Genomic DNA, 20,481 nt, shown 5'->3' with positions numbered 1-20,481 from the left:
ATATATTTACCTCGAATATCAAAACTTCGAAGCGAATTTTTCATAAATATAAGTATCCGTAAAACCGAATAAAACATGACACTCATCAAATCCATTTCGGGCATCCGCGGCACGATCGGCGGACCCGCGGGCGAGAACCTGACGCCTCCCGACGTCGTCAAATTCACCACGGCCTACGTGCGCCTGATCGCCCGCCGCAATCCGGGCAAAAAACTTACCATAGTCGTAGGACGCGACGCCCGTATTTCGGGCGAAATGGTCTCGAACCTCGTGGAAGGGACCCTGCTGGCCTGCGGCGCGGACGTCGTCAACGTCGGGCTGTGCACCACCCCCGGGACCGAGATGGCCGTGATCGGCAAGAAGGCCGACGGCGGCATCATCATCACCGCCTCGCACAACCCCCGCCAGTGGAACGCCCTGAAACTGCTGAACTCCGACGGCGAGTTTCTCAACGACGCCGAGGGCAAGCAGGTGCTGGCCATGTCCGAGGAGGAGGATTACGACTACCCCGCGATCGACGCCATCGGCCATGTGCTGTCGCGCGAGGATTTCAACGACGAGCATATCCGCCGCGTGCTGGCGCTGCCGCTGGTCGACGTCGAAGCGGTGCGCAAACGCCGTTTCAAGGTCGTCGTCGACGCCGTGAACTCGGTGGGCGGCATCGTGATGCCGAAACTGCTGCGCGAACTGGGCTGCGAGGTCGTGGAGCTGAACTGCGAACCCACGGGCGAATTCGCCCACAACCCCGAACCGCTGCCGCAGAACCTCACGGAAATCTCGGAGGTCATCGTGCGCGAGAAAGCCGACCTGGGCATCGTCGTCGACCCGGACGTCGACCGGTTGGCGTTCGTCTCGGAGGACGGCTCGATGTTCGTCGAGGAGTACACGCTGGTGGCCGTCGCGGACTACATTCTTTCCGAAAAGCCCGGCAACACGGTTTCGAACCTCTCCTCGTCGCGCGCGCTGCGCGACGTCACGGAGCGGCATGGCGGCAAGTACTACGCCTCGGCGGTCGGCGAGGTCAATGTCGTGGCGAAGATGAAGGAGGTCGGCGCGGTGATCGGCGGCGAAGGCAACGGCGGAGTGATCTACCCCGAGCTGCACTACGGCCGCGACGCGCTGGTGGGCACGGCGCTCTTTTTAACGTGGCTGGCGAAGAAAGGCATGACGATGACCCGGCTGCGCGCCACCTACCCTTCGTACTACGCCTCGAAGAACAAAATCGAGCTGACGCCCGCCATCGACGTAGATAAAGTGCTGCGTGAGGTGAAGGAGCGTTATGCCGGTGAAAACGTGAACGATATAGACGGCGTGAAGATCGACTTCGCGGAAAACTGGGTGCACCTGCGCAAGTCGAACACCGAGCCGATCATCCGCGTCTACACCGAGGCGAAGTCGATGGACGAGGCCGACGCGCTGGCGCAGCGGTTCATTGCCGAAATCAAGGAGATCTGCAACATTTAAGACCATGAAAGAGAGTTTATTGATCCTCGCCGCAGCCCTCGCGATGGTCTCCTGCGGCGGAAATGCGCAGCAGAAGGCGGCGACAGCCGGGACGCAGCAGACAACGGCAGCGGCTCCCGACATGCACAATGCCGAGACCTCGCTCGACTATCTGGGCGTCTACAAGGGCACGCTGCCTGCGGCCGACTGCCCGGGAATCGAGACGACGCTGACGCTCGCGCCCGACGGTTCCTATGCCCTGCATCTGAAATACATCGACCGCGACTCGGAATTCGACGAGAAGGGCGCTTTCACCGTTAAGGAGAACCTGCTGACGCTGACGCCCTCGGAGGGCGGACAGCCCCAATACTACAAGGTCGAGGAGAACCGCCTGCGCCGCCTCGACGCCGAAAAACAACCTGTGACCGGCGCGCTGGCGGACAATTACACACTGCAAAAAACCACCGAATAAATGAATAAAGCAAAGGTTTATATAAAGGAGAATAAAGAACGGTTTATCAGCGAGTTGCTCGACCTGCTGCGTATCCCGTCGATCAGCGCGCAGTCCGAGCGCAAGCCCGATATGCAGCGTTGCGCCGAGTTTCTCGCGGCGGCGCTCGTGAAGGCCGGGGCCGACCGCGCCGACGTGCTGCCCACGGAGGGCAATCCGGTGGTTTACGCCGAGAAGACCGTCGATCCCGGGGCTAAAACGGTGCTGGTCTACGGCCACTACGACGTGATGCCCGTGGACCCGCGCGACGAGTGGCGCACGGAACCTTTCGAGCCGGTCATCCGCGACGGCCGCATCTGGGGCCGCGGCGCCGACGACGACAAGGGCCAGCTGTGGATGCACGCCAAGGCGTTCGAGGCGATGTGCGCCACCGATTCGCTGCCCTGCAACGTGAAATTCATGCTCGAAGGCGAGGAGGAGATCGGTTCGCCGAGCCTCTACGGCTTCTGCGAGCAGAACAAGGAGCTGCTCAAGGCCAATATTATATTGGTGTCGGACACGTCGATGATCTCGATGCAGACGCCGTCGATCACCTGCGGACTGCGCGGACTGGCCTACATGGAGGTCGAGGTGACGGGACCGGACAAGGACCTGCATTCGGGGCTGTTCGGCGGTGCGGTGGCCAACCCGGCCAACGTGCTGGCGCGGCTGGTGGCGGGACTCGTCGATGAGAACGGCCGCGTGACGATCCCCGGCTTCTACGACGACGTGCGGGAGCTGACGCCCGCCGAGCGCGAGGCGTTCAACAAGGCGCCGTTCAGCCTCGAGGATTACAAGAAGTCGCTGAAAATCGGCGACGTGGAGGGCGAAGCGGGTTACACGACGCTGGAACGCACCGGCGTGCGCCCGTCGCTCGACGTCAACGGCATCTGGGGAGGCTACACGGGCGAGGGGACCAAGACGGTCATTCCGTCGAAGGCTTCGGCCAAGATTTCGATGCGCCTCGTGCCGAATCAGGACTACCGCAAGATCTCGGAGCTGTTCGAGAAACATTTCCGCGCCATCGCGCCCGAGAGCGTGAAGGTCGTGGTGAAATCGCTCCACGGCGGCATGCCCTACGTCGCGCCGACCGACATGCCGGCCTACAAGGCGGCCGAGAAGGCCGTCGAGGCGACTTTCGGCAAAAAGCCCCTGCCCTTCTACTCGGGCGGTTCGATCCCCATTATCAGCGGATTCGAGTCCATCCTGGGCATCAAATCGCTGCTGATCGGCTTCGGTCTGGCCGAGGACGCCATCCACTCGCCCAACGAAAGCTACGGACTCGAGCAGTTCGACAAGGGCGTGGAGACCATTCCGCTGTTCTACAAGTATTTCGCCGAATCCGAATAGCATGTACGACGAACTGCTGAAATTCGCCGTGCAGCTGGCGAAGGCCGCGGGCGGAATACAACTCGCCTACTTCCGGGGCGACAGGCTGTCGATCGAGACCAAATCCAACGTCTACGACGTGGTGACGCGCGCCGACAGGGAGAGCGAGGAACTGATTGCCGGCATGATCGCGGAGCGTTATCCCGACCATGCCATTCTGGGCGAGGAGGGCGGCTGCCGGGGCAACGCCGCGAGCGACTGGCGCTGGGTCGTCGACCCGCTCGACGGCACGACCAATTACAGTCAGGGACTTCCGCTGTTCACGGTTTCGATAGCCCTCCAGTACAGGGGCGAAACCATCGTGGGGGTCGTCTACGCACCCTACCTGAACGAGCTGTTCACGGCGACGAAGGGCGGCGGGGCATATCTGCAATACGCTTCGCGGGAGCCGGAACGCATCCGCGTCGGGGAGAAACAGACGCTCGCCACCTCGGTCATCGCCTCGGGATTCCCCTACGACAAGGACGTGAATCCGGACAACAACAGCGACAACGTCGCACGGATCATCCCCTACGTGCGGGATGTCCGGCGGCTGGGTTCTGCGGCCTACGACATCAGCTGCGTCGCCGCCGGACTGCTGGACGGCTACTGGGAACTGGCGCTGCACGAATGGGACGTCTGCGCCGCCGAACTGATCCTCGCCGAGGCCGGGGGCGTCGTCTGCGACCTGCGCCGCGACCGGGGCATCTCGATCGTCGCGGGCAACGGCGCGATCGTGAAGGAAATCTTGAAGTACGTGCGGTAAATTCACCGAAAACCAAATCGTTGCAAACGTTGCAGCCTATTCTGAATGAGGGCGGGAGTAAATTCCCGCCCTTACACATGTGTGTTTATTAAAATTTTTTCTTATTTTTGACCCGAACAAAAAAACAGAACAACATGTGCGGAATAGTCGGATATGTCGGGCGGCGCGACGCGTGCCCGATTCTGATAAAGGGGCTTCACCGCCTCGAATACAGGGGATACGACAGTGCGGGCGTCGCGCTGGTCAACCCGGACGGGCGTCTCAACGTATTCAAATGCAAGGGCAAGGTCTCCGATCTGGAGCATTTCCTCGACGGAAAGGACCTCGGCGGCAACATCGGCATCGCCCACACCCGCTGGGCCACGCACGGGGTTCCGAACGACGCCAACGCCCATCCCCACTACTCCGAATCGGAGAACATAGCCCTGATACACAACGGCATCATCGAGAACTACCGCGTGCTGAAGGACGCCCTCGAACAGAACGGATACACCTTCCGCAGCAGCACCGACTCCGAGGTGTTGGTGAATCTGATCGAATACGTCCGGGCGACCAGCGGCTGCTCGCTGCCCGAAGCCGTGCGGCAGGCCCTCCGGCAGGTGATCGGCGCCTACGCCATCGCCGTCGTCGAGAAGGGCAACCACGACCGGATCGTCGCCGCGCGGCAGAGCAGCCCGATGGTCGTGGGCGTGGGCGACGGGGAGTTCTTCCTCTCGTCCGACGCCGCGTCGATCATCGAATACACCGAGGATTTCGTCTACGTGGGCGACGGCGAAATCGCCGTGATCGACCGCAACGCCCCGCTGAAAATCGTCACGCTGGACAACCACGACGCGAAGATCGACATCAAGAAACTCCAGCTGTCGATCTCGCAGCTGGAAAAGGGCGGCTATCCCCATTTCATGCTCAAGGAGATTTACGAGCAGCCCCGGACCATCGTCGACTGCATCCGCGGACGCATCAACCCCGACACCTGCGAGGTGAAACTTTCGGGCGTGATCGACCACCGCGACAGGTTCGTGAACGCCCGGCGCATCATTTTCGTGGCGTGCGGCACGTCGTGGCACGCCTCGCTGATCGGCGAACACCTCGTGGAGTCGATCTGCCGCATTCCCGTCGAGGTGGAGTACGCCTCGGAGTTCCGCTACCGCAACCCCATCATCCGCGAGGACGACATCGTCGTGGCCGTGTCGCAGTCGGGCGAGACGGCCGACACGCTGGCCGCCGTCGAACTGGCCCGCAAGGCCGGGGCGTTCGTCTTCGGCATCTGCAACGTCGTCGGCTCGTCGATCGCCCGGGCCACGGATTCGGGGGCCTATATCCACGTGGGGCCCGAGATCGGCGTCGCCTCGACGAAGGCTTTCACCGGGCAGGTGACCGTGATGGCCATGCTGGCGCTGGCCGTGGGCCGCGAGAGAGGAACCGTCACGGAGGCGTATTACAACGAGGTTTCGGCGGCGCTGCTGCATCTGCCCGAGACGATGGAAGAGGTGCTGAAAGTCGCACCGCAGGTCGCCGACCTGGCGAAAATATTCACCTACGCGCACAACTTCATCTACCTCGGCCGCGGGTACAACTACCCCACGGCACTCGAAGGCGCGCTGAAACTCAAGGAGATTTCGTACATCCACGCCGAAGGTTATCCCGCAGCCGAGATGAAGCACGGCCCCATTGCGCTGATCGACGCCGAGATGCCCACCGTGGCCATCGCCACGCCGGACCACACCTACGAAAAAACGGCCTCGAACATCGAGGAGATCAAGGCCCGCGGCGGCAAGATCATCGCCGTCATTGCCCGCGGCGACGAACAGGTGCGCCGCTCGGCCGACTTCGTGATCGAGGTCCCGGTGATCGCCGAGTGCCTGATGCCCATCGTGGTATCGGTCCCGCTGCAACTGCTGGCCTACTACATCGCCGTCTACAAGGGCCGTAATGTCGACCAGCCCCGCAACCTCGCCAAGTCGGTGACGGTGGAGTGATCACGCGCCGCACGGCAAACGAAAATCCGCAGCTTCCGTTGGGTTTCCGAGGATTTACAAAGCAATGCTGTAACTGAATGAGTTACGGCATTGCTTTTTTATGAGGTAATGATTTAGAAACGCAAGTCTCGAATAAACTTACATCGAGGTTCATCCTGTCAAACAACTCTATACAAATATAGTGAATATCTGATAAAAAAAGCAAATATGATTTTTATTACTCCATTTGCCGATTTATGGCGGACATCAGCGTCACCGTCGATCATTTTTTCCTTTGAGCGGACTGGAACGGTCTGGAGCGGACATAGGAATCGTTTTCTGAAGGCTTGGATTATCTTGCACATCCTTAACGCAGAAATCACCTAAACCCTCAGCATTATGGATTGCGTCCTTATGGAAACGAGCGCCTATAAAGAGATGCAGGCGCACCTTCAACGTCTTCTGGAGCGAGTGTCTGCGCTCCATTCCCTCTCCGCCCAACCGACAACTGTCCGGTGGCTTACGGCCGAGGAGGTCTGCAAGGCCTTGAGCATCACCAAGCGAGCCTTGCAATACTATCGCTCCGCCGGCATCATCCCCTATACGGCCTTGGGGAATAAAGTATTGTTCCGGGACGACGACATCCGGCAACTTCTGGAAAAGCACCTGATAAAAAGCCTGTAGCATGACCGAAGAGATCATTACCCGCGACAGCGCCGCGTTCAAGGAACTGCGCCGCGACATCGTCAAAGCCATCCGTGCCGTCGATATTCTGATCGACACGCACCGCCCGACCATCGGAAATGAACTGTACCTGACCAGTGAGGAGATTTGCAGCATCTTCAGCATCTCGAAACGCTCCTTGCAGAATTACCGGGACAACCGCCAAATCCCTTATACTACTCTTGGTGGAAAGATTCTTTATCCGCAGTCATCGCTTTATAAACTGCTGGAACAGCATTATATGAAAGCGCAGCGCTGATGCGGTCTGTGAAAAGGGGAAGATCATCATGAACTGCACCCCAAAAGTTGGACATAACTTTTGGGGTGTTTTATGAAGTACAGTTATGAGGAGAAATTAGCGGCAGTTTTGTCTGTTGTCAATGGCCAACATTCCGTATCGTCCGCCTCCAAGCATTTTGGAATAAGCTATACGCCTTTGTCGCGTTGGATTGCGCGTTATAAAGAGTTCGGCGAAGCAGGTCTTCGTATACGGCAATATACTTACAGCGGCGATTTTAAGTTGTCAGCTATCAGGCACATGCACGAGAATCACTTATCTTTAACGGAAACAACGGCAAAGTTCGGTATTTACAATGAGAGTACGCTGAGCAAATGGGAGCGTATCTATTATGAAGAAGGTGAATCCGGTCTTTACCGTGATAATCGGGGTAAGATGAGAACCAAGCCTAATAAACAGGAACTACAACCACAGGAAGAAAATGACTTGCGAGTCGAAAACCAACGTCTTCGCGCCGAGGTTGCTTACTTAAAAAAATTGAGGATCTTAGTCGAGGAACGCATCGTCCGCGAGAACGGGAGCGGGCAAAAGCCATCGAAGAACTAAGACCGGAACATACCCTTCCCACGCTATTGTTATCATCTGAAGCAGTTAAAGTTCCCCGATAAATACAAACAAGAGAAAAACGAGATTGTAAGTATATACCACGATCATAAGGGACGTTATGGTTACCGCCGTATCACAGTAGAGATGCACAATCGCGGATATTCTATAAACCATAAAACGGTACTGAGGTTAATGAACGAATGTGGAGTTAAATGCCAGGTGCGCCTAAAAAAATATCGTTCATACAAAGGAGAGGTTGGTGCCGTGGTGCCCGACTTGCTGAAACGTAATTTTATGGCGGAACGTCCTAATCAAAAGTGGGTTACAGACCTTACTGAATTTTCTCTGTTCGGCAAGAAGCTTTATCTGTCGCCTATTATGGACTTATATAACAGGGAAATAATAAGTTATAATATAGCTGAACATCCGACCTTTTACCAAACAATGAAAATGCTTGAAGATGCCATAAAGGATCTGCCCGATGCTCCGGAACTTATACTTCACTCGGATCAGGGTTGGCAGTACCAGATGAAACGCTATCAATATCGGCTGCGGGAAAAAGGTATTAGTCAGAGCATGTCTCGTAAGGGAAACTGTTTGGATAATGCGGTTATGGAAAACTTTTTCGGACTGTTAAAATCAGAATTATTATATTTGCAGAAGTTCGAGTCTGTCGATCATTTCCGCAAGGAACTGGAGGAATACATAAATTACTACAATAACAAGCGAATAAAGACCGCTTTAAACAACATGAGCCCGGTACAATACCGAACTCATGCTATCTGAATTATTAATCAGTCCAAACTTTGGGGTGCACATCAATCACTCTTCCCCTCCTTTTTTGGACGTATAGCTAATAAAGTTGCTCGGATGGATCACGCATATCTGCCCGTCCGGTGTTCCGAAATCTATCTTGATCGGATATTTGTACAGCGGCAGATAGTATTTCCGTCCGAAGGATTTGCGGATTGCCTCCGCAGCCAACAGGATTCCCGATTCGGCCGTTATGGGACGATCGTATCCGGGATGTTGCCGCATGATCTCCATGCGACATTTATTGATGTCGTCGAGCGTAAAGACCTCTCCCCGGATGATGCGCAGCAGGCGCAAGGTAAGTTCGTATTCGTGGGACAGACTCCGGCGTCGATCGCCGTTTGCAGCTTCTTCCAACTCTTTCTTCAGCCGTTCGGCTCTTTCTTCGAATGTTGCCATATTTATAGTCCTTTTTGTGTAATGATTCTGTTATCGGCAAGGGGCAGTAAAATTCCGAGGCCTTTGCCGTCATTCATCCTGTGGTAGAAAATCCCGGACGTATTTCTTGGTCGTGTAAATGTCGCGTTCGATGGTAAGTCCGAACGGCAGACGAAGGGATGCCAGTTCGGAGAGCATCAGGTAGCCCCACTCCCATTCGTGGATATGACAATAACCGAACAGGCACCAGTCGTCGCCTTCGCGTTCGGCTTCGGTGATGAGCCATGTGCCCGAGCCGCAGGGGTTGAAATACTTGACGAGGACTTCGGCATCCATTCCTTTCCCATCCTGTGAGTGGATAGGATGTTTCTCGAATTTCGAGATGATCTGTTTTGTGAGCAGTGTCATAGAGAATAAAATTTCAGACTGCCCGGAACGCCCGGACAGCAAGAGCCGAATAGCCGCCGTAAGCGACAAAGACAAGGCATTGCCTTGACGTGTCGCTTACGGCGGCTATTTTGCTGGACGGGTCGGCGTAAGATATATGGTGATTCAATATTAAGACGACGATGATTCACTCCGCAAAACTTGCTCGTTTCGTTCGGATTCGCTATATTTGGATTGATGTAATATATCCGAGATCATTAACAATCCTTATACATTTCTACAATGCCTTTACGTGCTTATATAGAAGACAAAGAAATTGTTTCCATCGATCTTAATGACGAAGAATGGAGTGCTTTGAAAGCCCGTCTTAAGGCCAAAAAAACCGTCTTGATACTGCCGTGTTGCGGACAAGAGGGCTTTTTGAGAATGAGCAGCAAAGGCCTGAAGCATTTCGTTCATCTGAAATCTGCAAATCCATGTGATTGGAAACCCGAGTCTGCAGAGCATCTCAAAGCGAAAGTCGCTATCATGGAGGCTTGCCGGGAGCAAGGATGGGATGCCATCCCCGAATTTTCCGAAGCGGATTGGAGGGCGGATGTTTTGGCTGTACAGGGAGGTAAAAGGATTGCTTTCGAGGTTCAATGGAGCCGGCAGACTTATGAAGAAACCCGCCTCCGGCAGGAACGGTATAAGGCATCGAACGTAAGAGGTTGCTGGTTTTTCCGCATAGCCCCCAAAGAAATGTCGGATTATGACAAAACTTTAGTTGCAGACAAAGAGACTCCTGCGTTCAAAATATTCAAGGACGAAAATTCAAACATACTTGCCCAAGTAGGGAAAGTTCAAATGCCGTTAAAAGCATTGATAAGTAATTTACTGGCGCGTAAGTTGAAATTTTGCGAGCATATCAGATCAGCGCCCAAGCAGAAGGTTACTATCATCTTTTTTGAAATGAAATGCTGGAAGTGCGGGACGCTGCAATACTGCTATACGGTAGAGCCAAGTCTGAAGAGCGTCTGCAACTGCGATTTCGATGTGGAGCGGTCTTCGTGGGACGATCATGATATAGACAAGCATCCTGGGGTCTATGCCGCGGTACAAGATTTCTTACAGACGGAAGAGGGGCGACAACTCAAGGTCGGCCCGGTAAAAAAACGGTATAGCCGGACGGTTGCCGATAGCTACCTATCGCACGGCTGTTATTATTGCGACGCTATTTTCGGCGATTTCCATCTCATAGAAGAAAAGTTGTATGCTTTCACTGGAGTCTATACTATTATTGACAATGCCTTGATGCCAAAACCTAACAGAGTTGTTTGTCGATGCCGCACTCCCGGGCGATGTTTTTCAGGCTGTCGTCGATCGAATCGAGTGTAGACATGGCAAAAACACGTCCGTCGCCGGTCAGACCCCGGTACTTGTTCAGGATGAACAACGCATACGGCAGAAGTTTGACAACGTATCTGGTTTCGGTCTTCTGGCGGTTGCCGCTGATCCACCACTCGCCCTGCGCATCCTGCTCGATCCGGTCATAGGTCAGCGAGGCCATATCCGCATAGCAGATGCCCGTGAAGCAGGAGAACAGGAACATATCGCGGTTATAGTCCTGACGCTTATACCGCAGCTCGGTAGTCATCATACGCCGGAGTTCATCTTCCGTTAAAAAACTACGTTCCGGATTCGGAGCCGTATATTGATAGAGGGAAAAGGGGTTGCGAGGCATCCAGCCGTTGTTGAACGCGATTTTGACAACGTATTTCAGGCATTTGAGATAACCGCTGACGGTCGTAGGCTTGAGCCCCAGATCGGATTTAAGGTAGACGTGGTATTGCTCGATGAACGACTGTTCCAACTCCGCCAACGGCATATCGCTCACGTTATACTCCTTACGCATGAAAGTCCGCAGATGGTCGATGGATTTATAGTAGCGGTTCCATGTACCGTGGCAGCGGTCGATGCCGACACGTTTCTTGAGGTCGCCGGTGAATTTCTCGAACGCTTCGAGAAGCAGCCGGTATTTCTCTCCGAAGCCGAGATAGGCATTCTTGACCTTTTCGGCCGTAACGTATGACTCCCGGTCGCAGATATCCTGATAGTGCTTGCCGATCTGGGTGCGGATGTTGTCCAGATGACGGTTGATGCGATCCGCTTCGAGACTACGGCCTTTGGCGCGGCCGCCGCTGACCTCCCAAAGCGTTTCCGGGACGGAGAGCTTCGCGCTGAACTGCGCGATGCTGCCGTTGACCGTGATGCGACCCATGACAGGGACGACTTTCTGATCTTTGTCTTTGTTCCTTTTAAGGTAGAACAGAACCTTGAACGTGCTACGCATAAACTCTGCTTTTTAGGGGTGCAAAAATAATTTCAGCAGAGTCGTATGTCAAGATGAATAGAGATGCAAGAAACTGAAAATCACGTTTCTATGAATAATAGAGCAAAAGAAACGAGGTAACGATTTGGAAACCGAAACCTCGTTTAACATTACCTTATTCTACTTTTTTTCTAAAACAAAGGTACTGAAGAAAAGTGTATAATTATTTGATTATCTTTTGCTTTACACTTTTTTATACCTCTGTTTTTTATCCCCGGAAATTCGAAAATGAGGCTGCGGATTTTTCATCTGCGGCGGACGCCTAATGCCCGTAGTTGGCGTCGATGTAGTCGGAAATCCCGAAATCCTTCGGAACTGCGGGCGCATCGAGCGGCGTGATGCGGACGTCGGTCACCAGCCGCTGCCGTTTGAAGACCAGCTTTTCGAGAAACGAGTCGATCTCGCCGCGGTTCTCGGTCATCGGCCGCCACGCCATCGAATGATTGGTCTCGGCGACGGAGTAGAACGCGTGCGGAACCCTGCGCCGCGCGAGGTCGTCGGCAATGCTCTTCGAGCCGAACAGCCAGACCCCGTCGACACCGATCGCGCCGTAGGGCACATTGCGGTCGGCGTCGCCGTGGAAAAGCAGCATCGGCGCGGGATCGCGCGCCCAGCGCAGGCTGTCCTGCGTATCGCAAACGGCTCCCGCAAAGGCGATTACCCCGGCGTAGCTAAAGTCCTGCGTGAACTTCCCGGCGGTCAGCGGATGCCCGTTGCAAAGCCAGTACTCGCCCATCAGCACCGTGATGGCCCCGGCGCTCGACCCGCACGTCACGATCCGCGAAGGATCGACGTCCGGCATATGCCGGCAGATATAGGCCGTGGCGTCGTAGAGGTCCTCCGTCGCCATCGAAAGCGTCATGTCCAACGCCTGCGTGAAATGCTCCTCGTCGAGCAGGCCGGCCTGTCTGGCCCGCTTCATCCCCAGCCGGTAGTCGATCGACACGACGACGAACCCCTTGCGGGCGTAGTAGTCGAAGAAGGGGCGGAAACGCCGGTTGTCCCGCGTTCCGGTCATAAAGCCGCCGCCGAAAAGGAACATCAGGCAGGGTTTCGCCCGGCTGTCGGGCGAGAGGAGCGCATAACGGTCCAGCCGCAGCGTGTCGGCATCCCGCACGGCATAGACGAAGGTCTCTTTTTCGATCTTCCGCGGCGTCGCATCGTCGTTCTGCGCCCCGGCCGGCGTCCACAGAAACAGTGCAGCGATCAGAAACAGACGTCTCATGTCACTGCATCTCTTCGTGGGCGTAGCGGATCGCCCGGTTCAGAATGGCGATGAACGGCTGCGTGCGGCGGAACTGCTCGACGGTGCGTTCCAGCAGGTCGGGTGCGAGCAGGAACTCCTCGGCGATGGGCTGTTCGAGGTAGAAATCCTTCAGCTTCAGCATCTCGGCATAGGGGCTGTCGGCCGGGAATCCCGTCGGGACCCGCTTGAGCCTGTTGCCGCTGCACAGCCGGAACCCTTTGGCCTTCCGGATCGCCGCCTCGATCTGCGCGCCGTTGTCGAGCACCTCCTCGCGGATCGACCGCAGCACCGTCGGCTCGATGCACACGGCGCCCGCCGAAAGCAGGTTGCAGCACACCAGCGAGTCGCAGCAGGGTTCGATGTGGAAATAGTATCCCGCGAAACCCGATTTCTTGCCCTTCGGCGCAATGTAAGCCCCGATATAGGTCTTGTAGGGCGACTTGTCGGGCGAGAAACGCGTGTCGCGGGCGATCCGGTAGGTGCAGTCCTGCGGACGCAGGCCGCGCACCTCGGGGTCGAACGACGCGATGCCCTCGATCAGCTGTCCGGTGAAATCGGCGAACCGTCCCTTCACACGGATCCATTCGGCGCGGTGGGCGTCGAACCATTCCCGGGTGTTGTCGTCGTGCAGCCGGCGGAAGAAGTCGATGACCTCCTTCATCTTACCACGCGAAAAGCGGATAGTCGGCCATCAGCGCGTTCACGTCCTTGCGCACGGCGGCGATGTTCGCTTCGTTCTCCGGGTCGTGCAGCACGCGGTCGATCAGCCCGACGATGTAGTCCATCTTGTCCTCCTTCAGGCCGCGCGTGGTGATGGCCGGGGTTCCGAAGCGCAGGCCCGAGGTCTGGAACGGCGACCGGCTGTCGAACGGAACCATGTTCTTGTTGGTGGTGATGTCGGCGGCCACGAGGCACTTCTCGGCCAGCTTGCCCGTCAGTTCGGGGAACTTCGTGCGCAGGTCGACGAGCATCAGGTGGTTGTCCGTGCCGCCCGAGACGATCTTGTAACCGCGCTCGACGAAGGCGGCGGCCATGGCTGCGGCGTTCTTCTGCACCTGCGTCTGATACTCCTTGTAGGCGGGTTCCAACGCTTCGCCGAAGGCTACGGCCTTGGCGGCGATGACGTGCTCCAGCGGACCGCCCTGGATGCCCGGGAAGACGGCCGAATTGAGGATCTGCGACATCATCTTCACGACGCCCTTCGGCGTGGTCTGGCCCCAGGGGTTCTCGAAGTCCTTGCCCATCAGGATGATGCCGCCGCGCGGGCCGCGCAGGGTCTTGTGGGTCGTCGAGGTGACGATATGCGCGTATTTCACGGGGTTCTCCAGCAGCCCCGCGGCGATCAGACCGGCCGTGTGGGCCATGTCCACCATCAGCAGCGCGCCCACCTTGTCGGCGATCTCGCGCATGCGTTTGTAATCCCACTCGCGCGAGTAGGCCGAGGCGCCGCCGACGATCAGTTTCGGCTTGCACTCCAGGGCCTTGCGCTCCATGGCGTCGTAGTCGATCACGCCCGTGGCCTCGTCGAGCTGATAGCCCACGGCCTTGAAATATTTACCCGACATGTTGACCGGCGAACCGTGCGAGAGGTGTCCTCCGTGTGCAAGGTCCAGTCCCATGAACGTATCGCCCGGCTGCATGCAGGCGAAGAAAACGGCCATGTTGGCCTGTGCGCCCGAATGGGGCTGCACGTTGGCGTACTCCGCGCCGTAGAGACGGCAGATGCGCTCGATGGCCAGCGTCTCGACCTTGTCCACGACCTCGCAGCCGCCGTAGTAGCGCGCTCCGGGATAGCCTTCGGCGTATTTGTTGGTCAAGACCGAACCCATGGCCTCCATCACCTGGTCGCTGACGAAGTTCTCCGAAGCGATCAGTTCGATGCCATGCATCTGGCGGTTGCGCTCGGCGGCAATCAAATCGAAAATCTGGGAATCTCTTTTCATATCGTTATAAGGATTTTGGAATGCTGTTTACGGTCGGTAAAGATAAGCAAAAATGCCGAAATTCGCTCCGCGGGCAGGCGATTAAGATATTTTTCCTATATTTGCGAATAAAAATTGGCAGATATTGCCTTAAAAATATAAAAGAATTATGAAATTACTGGATGGAAAAGTGGCCGTTGTGACCGGCGCCGCACGCGGCATCGGCAAGGCCATCGCACTCGAATTCGCCAAAGAGGGCGCCAACGTGGCGTTCACCGACCTTGCGATCGACGAGAACGGCAAGGCTACCGAAGCCGAAATCGCCGCGCTGGGCGTGAAAGCCAAGGGCTATGCCTCGAACGCAGCCAACTTTGAAGAGACGCACGCGGTCATCGACCAGATCATAAAGGATTTCGGCCGTATCGACATCCTCGTGAACAACGCCGGAATCACCAAGGACGGCCTGATGATGCGCATGTCCGAGGCCCAGTGGGATGCCGTGCTGACGGTCAACCTCAAGTCGGCGTTCAACTTCATCCACGCCGTCGTGCCGGTCATGGCGCGCCAGAAAAGCGGCTCGATCATCAACATGTCGTCGGTGGTGGGCGTCAGCGGCAACGCCGGCCAGTGCAACTACTCGGCCTCGAAAGCCGGCATGATCGGCCTTGCGAAGTCGATCGCCAAGGAGATGGGTCCGCGCGGCATTCGCGCCAACGCCATCGCCCCGGGCTTCATTATGACCGAGATGACCGACAAACTGCCCGACGAGGTGAAGGAGGGCTGGTACAAGCAGATTCCGCTGCGCCGCGGCGGCACGCCGGAGGATGTCGCCAAGGTGGCGCTGTTCCTCGCGTCGGACCTTTCGTCGTATGTCAGCGGGCAGGTCATCCACTGCTGCGGAGCGATGAACTGTTAGGAAACGACAGACAACGAGAACGTTGCGGAAAACGATGCAGTCAAGGCGTCGTCTGAAAATGAAAGCGCCCGCCAGGTTCACCTGGAAGGGCGCTTTTGTTTTCGGACAATATTCCGTCGAAATTTTTCTTTTCGAGGCCGAAGCGCCGCCAACAATCACGGCACGAAAGCGCAGCGTGTGCCGTAATTGCCTGAACAGCCTGCGCAACTTGCATCTTTTTTGCTGCCCTCCGGCGTCGCAACGACGCTTCCGGCAGACCGGAAGGTTTCTGCGGACCGGATTTGCTTCCGTCCCGCATTTTACTATCTTTGCAACATGAAACGACTCGTAACCTTGCTCGCGGCACTGGCCGCGCTCCAGACATACGCCCAGAGAATCGAGGCGACGCTTCCCAGCCCCGACGCCAAGTCGCTGGGCATGGGCGGCGTGATGATGACCACCCTTTCCGGTTCGCACGCCATCTACAACAACTCCGCGACGGCCATCTTCTCGCACACGCCGTCGCAGGTCTCCTCCTCCTATTACGGACAGCGGAGCTTCGACTATTACGCCGTGTCGGGATTCTGCCGGTTCGACAACATCAACCTCGTGCAGGCCGGCTGGCGGCAGTTCCTCCGCGAACACGGCAACAACGACATGGCCGTCGACCTGGGTTATGCGCGCCGCATCGGCGACCGGTGGGCCGTCGGCATCGTCGGCCGCTACATGCACCTCAAACGCCCCGACATCTCGGCCGACGCGCTGGCCGTGGATTTGAGCGCCGCGTGGCAGCGGCCGCTGGAGAACGTCGGCAGCTACTCGACGCTGCGCGCAGGCGCCAAGCTGGGCAACCTGGGCGGGTATCTCCGCGATACGGAATACACCCTGCCGATGGATTTCACCGTGGGCGCGGCCCTCGACACGTTCCTCACCGATGCGCACGAAATCACGGTCGGAACTGACCTGGGCTACTATTTCTCGCCCTCCGCGGTCCGCGGTTTCCAGATGTCGCTGGGCGCCGAGTACAACCTGATGCAGCTCGTGCAGCTGCGCACCGGCTACCACTACGGCGAACGGCGCGACTACTACCCGAGCTACTGGACCGTCGGCGCGGGACTGCGCATCCTCCACCTGCGGCTCGATTTCGCCTACCTCTTCGCCAAGAAGCACTCGCTGCTGCGCAACACATACAGCATCAGTTTCGGGTTGGATTTCTGACGTAAAACCGGCAAGCCCGACACGCTCGGGGTTCATCCCGGGCCGAACCTGCCGACTCCACACCGGGCCGCGGCGTCATTCATTCCGGCAATCCCTCCGGGTCTCCCTCGTCAAAGGGAGACTTTTCATTTTCCGTTTTCGGAGAGATATTCCAGAATCCCCTCGCAGCCGTCTTCCAGCATGTCGAGCACCAGTTCGAAGCCCTCGTGGCCCTCGTAGTAGGGATCGGGCACGTAGGTGCGGTCGGGATGGCGGCGGCAGAACTCCGCCATGCGGAAAATCTTCCGCGCAGCCTCGCGCGACGGAGCCAGCCGGTTGAGCGACTCGTAGTTCATGTCGTCCATCGCCACGATCATGTCGAAGCGGTCGAAATCCTCCTCCCGGACCTGCCGCGAACGGTGCGTCAGCGCATAGCCGCGGCGCGAGGCCGCGCTGCGCATGCGCGGATCGGGCAGTTCGCCGCGGTGTCCCCCATAGGTTCCCGCGGAGTCGATCCCGAACGTCCCGGACAGGCCGCGTCGCTCCACGATGCGGTGCATGATGCCCTCGGCGGCCGGAGAACGGCAGATATTGCCGAGGCAGACAAACAATATTCTCGTTTTCATATGGTTGAAATTTCAGATGCTTTCCGGACCGACGCCCCGCAAGGAGCCGGAAAAAGGGCGGTTCATGGCCTGCCGTCATTGTCCGTTCCGGCAAATGCAGCCCGTCAGATGGTCGTTGACGAACCCCGAGGCCTGCAAATGGGCGTAACAAATCGTGGGGCCGAAAAATTTGAAACCCCGTTTTTTCATGTCCCGGCTCATGGCGTCGGATTCGGGTGACGACGCCGGAATCTCGTTCAGGGAGCGGAAATGGTTGGTGATCGGCTTTCCGCCGGGAAAGAACGACAGCGTGTAGTCCCTGAAACTGCCGAACTCCTCCTGCACGGCGAGGAACAGCCGCGCATTCGTGATGGTCGCTTTGATTTTCAGCCGGTTTTTCACGATGCCGTCGAAGTGCATCAGCCGTTCGACATCGTCATCGGTCATCCGCGCCACCTTCCCGGCGTCGAAATTGCAAAAGGCCTTGCGGTAGCCCTCCCGCTTCCGGAGAATCGTTATCCAGCTCAACCCGGCCTGGGCGCTCTCCAGCACGAGGAATTCGAACAGCTTCCCGTCGTCGGTCACCGGTCTTCCCCACTCCTCGTCGTGGTATTTCACATACAGCCCGTCGGTTCCGCACCAACCGCAGCGTCCGTCTATCATATCCTGCATCGTCGTCCCGTTTGGAATACACCGCCAAAGGTAGCAAAAAGTCGGATGGATGCAAAATCGGGCCGCCCCGGTCGGCAAAACCTTCCGACCTGTGAAAAATGTCGTCACGGCGCCGGGGGCGGCGGAACTTCCGGAACGCGAATTGCAGGGAGCCGGGGCATGGGAAAACGAATTTCAGACTGGATCGGACAATACAGGTGCATGGACTGGGCGGTGCTCTACCTGCGGCTGTTCACGGGGGCTTCGATGCTGTTTCACAACATCGGCAAAATACAGAACTACAACGAGATAATCAGTTCATATCCATCGCCGCTTTACATCAATCCGCCGGCCGTGTTCGTCATCGTGACGGTCGCCGAGGCGCTGCTGGCCGTGCTGATCATCATGGGTCTCTGGGTGCGGATGTCGGCCCTCGTCATGTCGCTGGGCATCCTCCTGATGTTCGCCTGGGGCGGATTCGGAGCCGGAGAGCCGGAATTCGCGTGGCTCGGGATCTACGTATTCCTGATCGTTTCGGGCGGCGGACTGTACGCCTTCGACGCGGCTCTGACCCCGTCCGACCGAAAAAAATGACCAATCGAACAATAATATGCACCCCCGCAATCTCCATTTTCGGAGAAATATTGTAACTTTGTCACGATTTGTTTTCATTAAAAACCAACAAAATCAGAACGTAATGAAGATGAAAGTGATTGCAATGCTGGCCGCCTTCGCGCTGACCGCATCGGCCGTTCAGGCACAGGAACTGCCCCGCAAAGTGCAGAACGTCGAGGTGCTCGATCTGGACGGCAAGCCGGCCAAGCTCCCCTATTTCGGCGAAAAGAACCTGATGATATTCTACGTGGACCCCGACCGGCACAAGCAGAACGAGGATTTCACCATCGAACTGGAGCAGAACCACCGCGCCGAAAGCGACAATATCCACGGCTTCGGCGTGATGAACCTCAAGGACGCCCCGATGGTCCCCAACGGCATGGCCCGCAACATGGCCAAAAAACGCACGGCCAAGAACGGCGCCACGGTCCTCGCCGACCAGAACCGCATTTTAAGCACGGCGTGGGCGCTGGGCGACTGCAACAACCAGTTCGTGCTGATGATCGTCTCGAAGGAGGGGGAGCTGGTGTTCCTGCGCAAGGGCGAGCTTTCCGACGCCGACAAGGAGGCCTTCTACGAAACCATCGAAAAGTACAAATAGGCCCGGATGCTGCGCCGCCCCGCCGTTCTGCTCCTCATAAGCGCAGGCATGCACCTCACGGCGCATGCCCAGGAGACCGCCATCCGCTCCTCCGACGGCGACTCGCTCCGCTACTCCTACACCCCGCTGCCGCCGCAGGCTCCCGAAAAGAGACCCTTTCTGCGGCGCGTCGTCGATTATTTCGGGGAGTCGACCACCGACAAGACCTTCGAGAAAAAGATAGATTTCACCTTCGCCGGAGGTCCCAGCTACTCGAAGAACACGAGTTTCGGCATCGGGCTGCTGGCTGCGGGACTCTACCGCCTCGACCGCACGGACTCGATCACGGCGCCGTCGGACGTCTCGATCTTCGGCAACGTCTCGGTGTCGGGCTTCTATGCGCTGGGCGTGACGGGAAACAACATTTTCTCGCACAACAAACGCCGCATAAACTATACGGTGATGTTCGCCTCGGCGCCCCGCAGTTTCTGGGGAATCGGTTACGACGCCGGGCGGTACAATCCCGAGAGCACCTACTCCGAAAAGCGTTATCTGGTCGAAGGGCGCTACCTGCACGAGTTCCTGCCCCACGCCTACATCGGAGGACTGGTGAGCTTCGAGCATGTGCGGGGGCTGAAATTTTCAGACCCGGCCTACCTCGCAGGGCAGAAACAGCGCTATACGGCCACGGGCGTCGGCGCAATTCTGGAATACGACTCGCGGGACTTCATCCCCAGCCCGTTCCGGGGCGTCTACGTGAGTTTTCAGGAGACGCTGTTCCCCAAGGGGCTGGGCAACTGCGGCAAGACGCTGTGGCGCACGACCTTCACGGCCGACGCTTACGGGCAGGTCTGGAAAGGCGGCGTTCTGGCTGCGGATCTGTATGCCGTATTCAACTCCGACGGCACTCCGTGGCCGATGCTCGCCCGCATGGGCGGAGGCCAGCGGATGCGCGGCTACTACCAGGGCCGCTATACGGACAACGACATGATCACCGTGCAGGTCGAACTGCGCCAGCGCATCTGGAGGCGGATCGGATGCGCGGTATGGGGCGGCGCGGGCAACGTTTTCCCCTCGCTGTCGCGATTCGACTGGTCGCAGACGCTGCCCAACTACGGCGCAGGACTCCGGTGGGAACTGAAAAAACGGGTGAACGTGCGCCTCGACTACGGATTCGGCAAGAAAACGAGCGGTTTCCTGCTGAACATCAACGAGGCTTTTTAAGAGAA

General features: G+C 57.4%; 22 protein-coding genes and 1 pseudogene. 15 read left to right on the top strand and 8 right to left on the bottom strand.

Annotated elements, in window-relative coordinates; all coding sequences use genetic code 11:
* Positions 1-75 precede the first annotated feature (75 nt).
* The 9 genes and pseudogenes from glmM to NQ492_RS15025 form a co-directional block, all read left to right on the top strand.
* On the top strand, positions 76-1,464 hold the full coding sequence (gene glmM, locus NQ492_RS15065) for a phosphoglucosamine mutase (RefSeq protein WP_015546089.1): 1,389 nt from the start codon (positions 76-78) through the stop codon (positions 1,462-1,464).
* Positions 1,465-1,468: 4 nt separating this feature from the next.
* Entirely contained in the window at positions 1,469-1,915 is a 447-nt protein-coding gene (locus tag NQ492_RS15060) for a copper resistance protein NlpE (RefSeq protein ID WP_044053969.1), read from the top strand.
* Complete coding sequence (locus NQ492_RS15055) at positions 1,916-3,283, top strand: dipeptidase (RefSeq protein WP_015546088.1); 1,368 nt, start codon at positions 1,916-1,918, stop codon at positions 3,281-3,283.
* A 1-nt stretch (position 3,284) separates the two neighbouring features.
* Positions 3,285-4,067, top strand: a complete 783-nt coding sequence (locus tag NQ492_RS15050) for an inositol monophosphatase family protein (RefSeq protein ID WP_015546087.1) — start codon at positions 3,285-3,287, stop codon at positions 4,065-4,067.
* Between the two features lie 134 nt (positions 4,068-4,201).
* A complete protein-coding gene (glmS, locus tag NQ492_RS15045; protein ID WP_015546086.1) occupies positions 4,202-6,046 on the top strand; it encodes a glutamine--fructose-6-phosphate transaminase (isomerizing) in 1,845 nt (614 codons plus the stop codon).
* A 378-nt stretch (positions 6,047-6,424) separates the two neighbouring features.
* Complete coding sequence (locus tag NQ492_RS15040; protein ID WP_217729050.1) at positions 6,425-6,709, top strand: helix-turn-helix domain-containing protein; 285 nt, start codon at positions 6,425-6,427, stop codon at positions 6,707-6,709.
* Between the two features lies 1 nt (position 6,710).
* Positions 6,711-7,007, top strand: a complete 297-nt coding sequence (locus NQ492_RS15035) for a helix-turn-helix domain-containing protein (RefSeq protein WP_009598243.1) — start codon at positions 6,711-6,713, stop codon at positions 7,005-7,007.
* 72 nt (positions 7,008-7,079) lie between these two features.
* Positions 7,080-7,592 carry a helix-turn-helix domain-containing protein gene (locus NQ492_RS16340; protein WP_259872911.1) on the top strand — a complete coding sequence of 171 codons (513 nt, stop codon included), beginning with the start codon at positions 7,080-7,082 and terminating at the stop codon, positions 7,590-7,592.
* Between the two features lie 6 nt (positions 7,593-7,598).
* Positions 7,599-8,378, top strand: a pseudogene (locus NQ492_RS15025) (IS3 family transposase); the annotation flags it as partial.
* Between the two features lie 36 nt (positions 8,379-8,414).
* Here the strand turns inward: NQ492_RS15025 and NQ492_RS15020 are convergent.
* On the bottom strand, positions 8,415-8,804 hold the full coding sequence (locus tag NQ492_RS15020; RefSeq protein WP_044053968.1) for a hypothetical protein: 390 nt from the start codon (positions 8,802-8,804) through the stop codon (positions 8,415-8,417).
* 69 nt (positions 8,805-8,873) lie between these two features.
* On the bottom strand, positions 8,874-9,191 hold the full coding sequence (locus NQ492_RS15015; protein WP_015546085.1) for a DUF2958 domain-containing protein: 318 nt from the start codon (positions 9,189-9,191) through the stop codon (positions 8,874-8,876).
* Between the two features lie 261 nt (positions 9,192-9,452).
* Here NQ492_RS15015 and NQ492_RS15010 point away from each other — a divergent pair, with 261 nt between their 5' ends.
* Positions 9,453-10,547, top strand: a complete 1,095-nt coding sequence (locus NQ492_RS15010) for a competence protein CoiA (protein WP_259873175.1) — start codon at positions 9,453-9,455, stop codon at positions 10,545-10,547.
* Here the strand turns inward: NQ492_RS15010 and NQ492_RS15005 are convergent.
* The 4 genes from NQ492_RS15005 to glyA all read right to left on the bottom strand — a co-directional run bounded on the left by NQ492_RS15005 (position 10,474) and on the right by glyA (position 14,730).
* Positions 10,474-11,502 (bottom strand): site-specific integrase, encoded by a 1,029-nt coding sequence (locus NQ492_RS15005; protein ID WP_259873168.1) that lies wholly within the window; start codon positions 11,500-11,502, stop codon positions 10,474-10,476. The two genes, NQ492_RS15010 and NQ492_RS15005, sit on opposite strands and share 74 nt — an antisense overlap.
* Positions 11,503-11,803: 301 nt before the next feature.
* Positions 11,804-12,766: an alpha/beta hydrolase family protein gene (locus tag NQ492_RS15000; RefSeq protein WP_015546084.1), complete on the bottom strand. Its 963-nt coding sequence runs from the start codon at positions 12,764-12,766 to the stop codon at positions 11,804-11,806.
* A 1-nt stretch (position 12,767) separates the two neighbouring features.
* Entirely contained in the window at positions 12,768-13,448 is a 681-nt protein-coding gene (locus tag NQ492_RS14995; RefSeq protein WP_015546083.1) for a DUF2461 domain-containing protein, read from the bottom strand.
* A gap of 1 nt (position 13,449) precedes the next feature.
* Positions 13,450-14,730, bottom strand: a complete 1,281-nt coding sequence (glyA, locus tag NQ492_RS14990) for a serine hydroxymethyltransferase (RefSeq protein ID WP_015546082.1) — start codon at positions 14,728-14,730, stop codon at positions 13,450-13,452.
* Between the two features lie 148 nt (positions 14,731-14,878).
* Here glyA and fabG point away from each other — a divergent pair, with 148 nt between their 5' ends.
* Positions 14,879-15,625 (top strand): 3-oxoacyl-[acyl-carrier-protein] reductase, encoded by a 747-nt coding sequence (gene fabG, locus NQ492_RS14985; protein WP_015546081.1) that lies wholly within the window; start codon positions 14,879-14,881, stop codon positions 15,623-15,625.
* A gap of 315 nt (positions 15,626-15,940) precedes the next feature.
* The gene (locus tag NQ492_RS14980) at positions 15,941-16,822 is read left to right on the top strand and encodes a PorV/PorQ family protein (RefSeq protein ID WP_044054677.1); all 882 of its coding nucleotides are present in this window, start codon (positions 15,941-15,943) and stop codon (positions 16,820-16,822) included.
* A 125-nt stretch (positions 16,823-16,947) separates the two neighbouring features.
* On the opposite strand, the gene NQ492_RS14975 is transcribed toward NQ492_RS14980, so the two are convergent.
* Entirely contained in the window at positions 16,948-17,427 is a 480-nt protein-coding gene (locus NQ492_RS14975; RefSeq protein ID WP_044053967.1) for a low molecular weight protein-tyrosine-phosphatase, read from the bottom strand.
* 75 nt (positions 17,428-17,502) lie between these two features.
* A complete protein-coding gene (locus NQ492_RS14970; protein WP_015546080.1) occupies positions 17,503-18,078 on the bottom strand; it encodes a DNA-3-methyladenine glycosylase I in 576 nt (191 codons plus the stop codon).
* Between the two features lie 159 nt (positions 18,079-18,237).
* On the opposite strand from NQ492_RS14970, the gene NQ492_RS14965 reads away from it, so the two are divergent.
* From NQ492_RS14965 to NQ492_RS14955, 3 genes are all read left to right on the top strand, one after another.
* A complete protein-coding gene (locus NQ492_RS14965) occupies positions 18,238-18,651 on the top strand; it encodes a DoxX family protein (protein ID WP_044053966.1) in 414 nt (137 codons plus the stop codon).
* 103 nt (positions 18,652-18,754) lie between these two features.
* Positions 18,755-19,273 carry a hypothetical protein gene (locus tag NQ492_RS14960; RefSeq protein WP_015546078.1) on the top strand — a complete coding sequence of 173 codons (519 nt, stop codon included), beginning with the start codon at positions 18,755-18,757 and terminating at the stop codon, positions 19,271-19,273.
* A 6-nt stretch (positions 19,274-19,279) separates the two neighbouring features.
* On the top strand, positions 19,280-20,476 hold the full coding sequence (locus NQ492_RS14955; protein WP_015546077.1) for a BamA/TamA family outer membrane protein: 1,197 nt from the start codon (positions 19,280-19,282) through the stop codon (positions 20,474-20,476).
* The last annotated feature ends 5 nt before the right edge of the window (positions 20,477-20,481 follow it).

The organism is Alistipes shahii WAL 8301 (assembly GCF_025145845.1).
Lineage (GTDB): Bacteria > Bacteroidota > Bacteroidia > Bacteroidales > Rikenellaceae > Alistipes > Alistipes shahii.
This window is presented reverse-complemented; position numbering and strand designations above follow the sequence as displayed.